Genomic DNA, 6,766 nt, shown 5'->3' with positions numbered 1-6,766 from the left:
GCCTTGGGCATCAATAACACAGGTGTAATTAACACGGGAGAAGGGCATGACGTTATTATTGGTTTAGCGACTAACTCGGCTGTGAGTGAGGCAGAAGCTGCTGCATTTGCCTATAACGCTGCTATCTTAGCTACAGGTTCTGATCCTGAAGCTATTCAGGCACTTGAAACCGCCATTGCTCAAAGCGCATCATTAGCTACTGCGGTGAGTACCACAACTACTTTGGGAATTGTTAATTTAGGTCAAATTTTGACTAGTTGTGGAGATGATGTAATTATTGGTCTGGCAAATAATCAAAGTTCTAGTAACGCTCAGACCATATCTGTTGCTGAATCCGCTGCCAACGATACGGCGACTGCTACAGCAGATGCACAATCTCTGGCGATCGCTCAAGGCAGTACGGTGGGAATTGTTAATTTAGGTCAGATCAATACTGGTAAAGGTAATGATCTTGTCATTGGTATAGCCATTGATAAATCTGCTGCTGTTGCTGGTGCTAATGCCAATGCTGCCAGCACGGTTGATAATTCAGATGCTCAAGCAAATACTCGTACACTCAGTGATACTTCCCAAGCGATCGCCATTGGGATTGATAATATTGGAGGAAAGATCCTTACAGCAATAGGCAACGATCGAGTTGTTGGCGTTGGTGAGATTGGCATTTTAGGCGGAAGCTTAAACACAGGATTAGGTAACGATCAAGTGATAGCCTATGGCAGCACTATTGGCGTTCAAGACAGTGAAATTAGATTAGGTCAAGGTGATGATTTCTTTAAAGCGGCTATAGTTGATTTTGATCCTGTCACTGGGGCAATTTCTTTTCCGCTAGATCAGTCTAGTTCAATTAAAAATACTAGTGTTTTTGGCGATCGCGGTCATGATACTTTTGAAATTAGCAACTTTGAAGGCAATGTTTTAATTGATGGAGGCAAAGATTTTGATGTTTTAAGATTATGGGGCAATCTAGACGATTATCAATTTACTGGTTCATCAGACAATAGAACGTTAACTATTGAGGATTCTGATTCTGGTTCAGTATTGACCGCCAAAAACATCGAAGCTGTCTATTATGGGGACAGCGATCAAGCTTACAAAATTAGTGATTTTGCTTAAAATTCTCGAAAATAACAAGAGACTTAGGACAGGTTAAGCTATTAGCTTTTAGCTTTTAGCTTTTGTGGATATTTAAGCCTTTTCATTGACTCTCAGAATATTTTTGCTCTTTCCAGCTACTTTTAAGAATTGGTATAAGTATTGTTAGTACATGAAGGCTTAAGTAAAGACACCATTTTGTTAACCTCAAACCCTGATTATATCTAACTTGTTACTTGAGACCGAAGGGAATCCTTTAGGGCTACTTGTTACTTAAGCGAAGCGGTACTAGGTAGTTGGGAGTTAAGGGCGATCCCGAAGGTAGGCGAAGCCTAATCGCTTTTAACTCCCAATTTTTGTGTAAGTTCAAGCTGTTATTTCCTAGCTGGAACTAGAACTAGAACTAGAACTGGAACTAGAACTAGAACTAGATGAATTATTATTCACCGTAGTTGAAACACTTTGAACTGTTTTACTTTGGCGATCGCTAGAAACGATTACTTTACTAGTGGCTTCGGCGATCGCTTTCCCATCAGGGGAAACAACTTTTTTATGAAAAACTCTTTGGTAAGTCATGATTTTAGTTTATTGGTTTAATTTAGAGGAGTCTTTTTCTTGATTATAGAGAATAGTTTTAGACAAATTGGTTAGAATAGTTTGCTCTGCCTCTTCAGAATCTATTTTGAGTTGAGCTAGCTGTTGAATTAGGGGGGTTGCTGCTTGTGCTTGTAGCCAGCGAGACAATTCGGCGATCGCTCCAGAAGAATGATCGATTTTAAGAGCTGCCTGTAGAAGTTGTCTGGCAGCATCTAAATTGCCAGACTTGAGGGGTGTATTGGCTCGCTCTAAACACCAAAGAAAATGATTGACCCGAGATTTGGCGGTAATTTCGGCACAGTATTTGGCAGGGAGATAGCTCTCGGAAATTTCAATCGCCCGCAAGTGATCGTATCCCGAAGCACCAGTCAGGTTTTCAGCTATGGTAACACTGTTAACCTGCCGACGATAATGAGCTAAAATTCCAGGTTCGTACCACCAGTCAAAGAAAGAGGCAATGCGTTTATACAGTTCCCAGTCACAGGTAAAGAGAATATCAGGTTTGTACCCTCCTAATTTTTCATAGCTAGCCCTTTTAATTATTATGGAGGGAGGACTAGTGGAATTAACTACCCCGATTTCTCGTACCCAATCTTGCACAATACCGCGATAATTTTCTAGATTATGTTCTTCGGTATATAAAACTTGACGATGATCGTTGATTGATTGATGACCAGTAAAAGCTGCTCCAACCGATTCTGGACAGGTCGCTAAACTTGTTTTAAACTGCTCGTAGAATCCTGGTAGTACGTAATCATCATTGTGTAGCAGATGAATCCACTCTCCCCGACAAAGAGCTACCGCCGTATTCCAGTTTTGCTGTAAGGGGATAGTTTCGGGCAATCGATAGTAGCGAATAATCCCTCGACCTAAATCATCAGGAATTTGCCATTGAGGAGGATTACTGCCGTTATCTAAAACGATAATTTCCATCTCCTCTGCACCAGTCCACTGAGAAAGCACACTAGCCAGACATTCTGGGAAATATTCAGGACGGTTAACTACTGGAATCACCACACTCCAAAAAGGTCGCTTCTCACCTTCGGTAACTGGAGGAATAGCTGGAAAATCGTGTCCTCCTATGGTTACTGTTCCTGACGGGATGAGCGGAACTGGATAATTTTCGGCAAAGCTGGCTAGATTTGACTCTGAGGCGAGCGCCTGAGCATAAACTGGATTAATTAGCTTAAGTCCTTGTTTAAAACTGACTGTAGCTTGAGTTAAATCTCCCAGGTCTTGATACACTTGCCCCAAACTATAATATGCTTTACCACAATCGGGATCTAATTGCAGAACTTGCTCATAACAGTCCCGTGCTTGGTCTAACTTTCTTTGTTGCTGTCGGATCGAGCCTAAGTCATAGTAAGCCTCAACTAGATCGGGCTGCATTGAGATTGCTTGAAGATAATAAATTTCAGCAGTTTGCCCATCTCCCACCCTGTGACGACCTAAACCCAATTTGTAGTTTAACTGGGCATAATGAGCTTGTTTTTCGGGCGATAGTTTGCCTTGAGCAAAAAGGGCGTTCCCCCAGTTAACATCAGCTTCGATGCAGTTGGGCAGTAATTCTAGTGCTTGCTGATAACTGGAGGCTGCTTCTGACCATTTATCCTGCTTTTGCAGCACATAACCTAAGTTGTTATAAATAGGCGCAGAGTCTGGTCGAAGATTTAGCGCTTGTCGATAAGCTGCCTCGGCTGCTGAGAATTGACCTTGAGCTTGACGCAAATTCCCTAGACCAAACCAAGCTTTCAAAAAATCAGGCTGTGCTTGAACAGAGGCACAAAGATATTGCTCTGCGGTGGTTAATTGACCTCTTTGCTGCTCTATAGAGCCTAAAGCATATAAAGCCTCTGGGTGTTTGGGTTGTGCGGCTAACACCTGAGCGTATTGTTGTTGTGCTTCGTCTAAGCGATGATTCTGATAATGCTGTTCTGCTAGTTGAAAGGCTGCCTTAATGTCGGCGCTATCAAATCGACTGGGTTTATCAGCGATCGCCAATAAAAAATCTTCTAATGCTCTGACGGGTTTCAAGTCCCCATAGCACTTATGCTTATTGAGAGCAATTTGTTGGGAGCTATGGTGGCGATAATCGCGATCTTGACCAAGACGCACGGCAATCTGTACATATTCGTCTTTATTTTGAGCAATCGTTTCTTCAATTCCCATCATCTTCAAAATTGCCAGGGTATGCCGACTACGCATCAATTCCCCAGGCAGAGTAACTATGGGCAAATTGTAAACAGTTGACTCTAGGGTGGTATTTCCTCCCGACCAACCAATATTATCTAAATATATATCGGCGATCGCACCTACCCCGGCAAAAACGGTTGCACTCATCAGAGGCAAAAACACGCAGTAGTCTTGATAATTTAAGCCAAATTGTTGGAAAGCATCAGCTAATCGCTGGCAAAAGACATTAGTGGCTAGTTCGCTTTCTAGTTTGATAAAGACAAACTTGGCATTAGCTACTTCTTGGGCAATACGTGGAAAAACATCGTCGTGCTGTGGTAGATATTTAAATAAAGATTGACAACACCAAAACATGATGTCGCTGGCTAAGATACCGATGTCTTTTCTCTTGACTGCCTCTGGTTTAATTGGGATTAGTTGGTAACACACTCCCAGATTAGGTAATCTAACTAACTTTTCGCTATATTGTGATTGAGCGTTAGCTTGCTCCATTAAATCACTGCTCAAAAAGTAGTCAATTGTTGGTAGCCCACTAGTTTCAGGATGTCCCCAGGAGGAAATTTGCACGGGAGCTAATCTTAAGCAACCCAGCTGAACAGCGATCGCATCCATCCCAAATTCGGGAAAAATCAGCACATGTAAATTGTCTTGGGCAATTTTTTCTGCCCATTGCTCAACAGAAAAAGCATGATTCTCAAATCGATCGAATAATTTTGCTGCTCTGATTGTTTGCTCATCCCGTCGTTCCCCTGTAAAGTAAGCAAATAATTCAAATTCACTGCGGTCTAAGTTTTCTACCCAACCCTGTAAGATAATTTTCCAAACTGAATGACGATTAAAAAAGCCTGAGACAAAACCAACGCGAATCTTTTGCTGGGCTGCCAGCTTGGGTATAGCCAGTGGCTGACTCCATTGGGGATAGCGACTTGCCATTAACCCCTGAATCAAGCTTCCATAAGTCTGCTGTAAAGTGCGATCGCACTTTCCTTGATAAGCTAGATAAAAAGGCTGGTTTGAACCAACAGCCAATGCTGCTTGTTGGCGTTGCTCTGGATCTGCTTGCTCATAATAATCGACTAGACTTTGTAGCTGTCTTTGATACTCATGTCTTTTCGACTCAATTTCTGCCTCGTTTGCATAAATTATGGGCAGTTGACTGACTACCAGACTCAATCTAGCTAAATGATAATCGGGGTTTAGCTCTAAAGCGGTTTGAAAAGAAGCGATCGCCTGCTCTGTTTTCCCTTGCTCTAGCAGTGCCGTACCCAAGTTATAGTGAGCTTCTATCAGATTGGGCTGGAGGGCGATCGCAGTTTGCCATGAGGCGATCGCTAACTCTATTTGCCCATCTTGACTGTGCTTAATGCCAACGTGAAAATGAGACTCGGCAGATCCTAAATCTAGGTTAGATTTTAAACCTTTTGAACCTGAGATCTTAGCAGATTGAGATTCCATCGCTTTTAATTCATAAATTTAAGGATTTAAAAAGTATTCCAAGAAAAATAGCCATAAAAATAGAAAAATAAATAATTAGTTTAAGATGCTCAAAATTGAAAAAAAGATACTCTCAAGCTAAGAGCATCCTATTTATTTATCAAGGCGAATATTTCTTTCACCCCAGACAGTGGTGGATCAAAGAACAGGATAATCTAGCTTTGATCCAAGACTACCTAATAAAGTTGAACATCAGTAGCAACACCAGTGAATACTGAAGTAGCCACACTGGAGTTTTTACCATCTACCACTACAGCAGTAGCAGTACCAGCACCAGTAGCAGCACTAAGGCTATAGGAGGGAGCAGCAGCCGATCTAGTACCTGTCAAAGTATTAGCAGTTGTAGATTGCCCAGATCCTACGGCAAAAACATTAGAAGAAGCTACGCCTCCGTTAGCACTAACATTTCCTCCTGTGAAAGCACCGAATCCGCCATTGATATTTTCAGTTCTATCAGTTGCTTGGATGAATTTTATGTCTTTAATAATCATAGTGTTAGATAACCTTGCTAAAGTTTATAGTTTGTTTACAGTTCGTGCCAATCTTATTACATACATCTAAAACATTTTTAATGTATGCATTAAGGGCTAAAATCATGTTCACAGTCTAAATAGTTAACTCTTTTTTGTCTTTACTAAACAATAGAAAAGAGCTTTGTCACAGCTTAAATCTAGGGATAATCAACATTTACGGCGTTGGCGATCGCATAATATTGTTGGTGCAAGAATCAGCGAGAAAGCAAAGTTTCGGCGACCTGATTTCTTAATTAGCGTCCTTTATTCATCAACGCCTTTTGTTGATTTTCTCTTAACTAGAGAGAGTTGATCATTCAACCATATGAATGAACCTTAGATAATACTACTGGTTAATTCACGCACTGAAATATTGCAGATTTTGACCAGCAAAAGAGCTATACTAACCGAGATCTAGCTCTTTTATGAGTTCATAAGACCCAACAGAGTAACCACTAAGCTTGTATGAGCTGCGTTTCTTGCCGCGTTTCTTAACTACTTTGTCTCCAATTATAGAGATAGAGTAGACATCATCTCCCTCTCCTTCTATCGATGTGATGGAAAAAGTTTTACCGTCAACGACAGAAGACTGTGATTCCGAGGAAGATGAAGCACCTCCTCGGATAGTAGCTTCGTTTTTTTCGTTCTCTTGACCACAAGAGTTGAAAAATTCTAAATCATAGATAATCATAGGATGTTACCTTTTGCAGTTGTAAATGTAATCAGAGCTTGAATGCAGTGAACTACATCAAGATGAATTCACTGCTGTTTCAAATCACTATCTAGTAAGACTCGGAGTAAGAACTAGAACCTGCTCCACTGTAGTTACCTTCAATAACCAAAGTACGTGAGTAAGTAAAAGCTTTAGTGTTTTTACC

6 protein-coding genes are annotated in these 6,766 nt (G+C 41.1%); 2 read left to right on the top strand and 4 right to left on the bottom strand.

Annotated features, from left to right (window positions below):
- Window positions 1–1,113: hypothetical protein (locus C7B62_RS25925; protein ID WP_158260738.1), on the top strand; the 1,113-nt coding region annotated here is incomplete at its 5' end.
- Window positions 1,114–1,473: 360 nt separating this feature from the next.
- Here the strand turns inward: C7B62_RS25925 and C7B62_RS23520 are convergent.
- The 3 genes from C7B62_RS23520 to C7B62_RS23510 all read right to left on the bottom strand — a co-directional run bounded on the left by C7B62_RS23520 (window position 1,474) and on the right by C7B62_RS23510 (window position 5,867).
- Window positions 1,474–1,668: a hypothetical protein gene (locus C7B62_RS23520; protein ID WP_106243347.1), complete on the bottom strand. Its 195-nt coding sequence runs from the start codon at window positions 1,666–1,668 to the stop codon at window positions 1,474–1,476.
- 9 nt (window positions 1,669–1,677) lie between these two features.
- Entirely contained in the window at window positions 1,678–5,337 is a 3,660-nt protein-coding gene (locus C7B62_RS23515) for a tetratricopeptide repeat protein (RefSeq protein WP_106243341.1), read from the bottom strand.
- A 215-nt stretch (window positions 5,338–5,552) separates the two neighbouring features.
- On the bottom strand, window positions 5,553–5,867 hold the full coding sequence (locus C7B62_RS23510) for a hypothetical protein (protein ID WP_106243338.1): 315 nt from the start codon (window positions 5,865–5,867) through the stop codon (window positions 5,553–5,555).
- Window positions 5,868–6,030: 163 nt separating this feature from the next.
- On the opposite strand from C7B62_RS23510, the gene C7B62_RS25920 reads away from it, so the two are divergent.
- Window positions 6,031–6,201, top strand: coding sequence for a hypothetical protein (locus C7B62_RS25920; RefSeq protein ID WP_158260737.1), 171 nt, complete (start codon window positions 6,031–6,033; stop codon window positions 6,199–6,201).
- Window positions 6,202–6,291: 90 nt separating this feature from the next.
- On the opposite strand, the gene C7B62_RS23505 is transcribed toward C7B62_RS25920, so the two are convergent.
- Window positions 6,292–6,579: a hypothetical protein gene (locus tag C7B62_RS23505; RefSeq protein WP_106243335.1), complete on the bottom strand. Its 288-nt coding sequence runs from the start codon at window positions 6,577–6,579 to the stop codon at window positions 6,292–6,294.
- Window positions 6,580–6,766 lie beyond the last annotated feature (187 nt).

This window comes from Pleurocapsa sp. CCALA 161, from assembly GCF_003003995.1.
In the GTDB taxonomy this organism is placed as follows: domain Bacteria; phylum Cyanobacteriota; class Cyanobacteriia; order Cyanobacteriales; family Xenococcaceae; genus Waterburya.
Note: the sequence above shows the minus strand (reverse complement) of the source record. Positions and strands in the feature narration are given on the sequence as shown.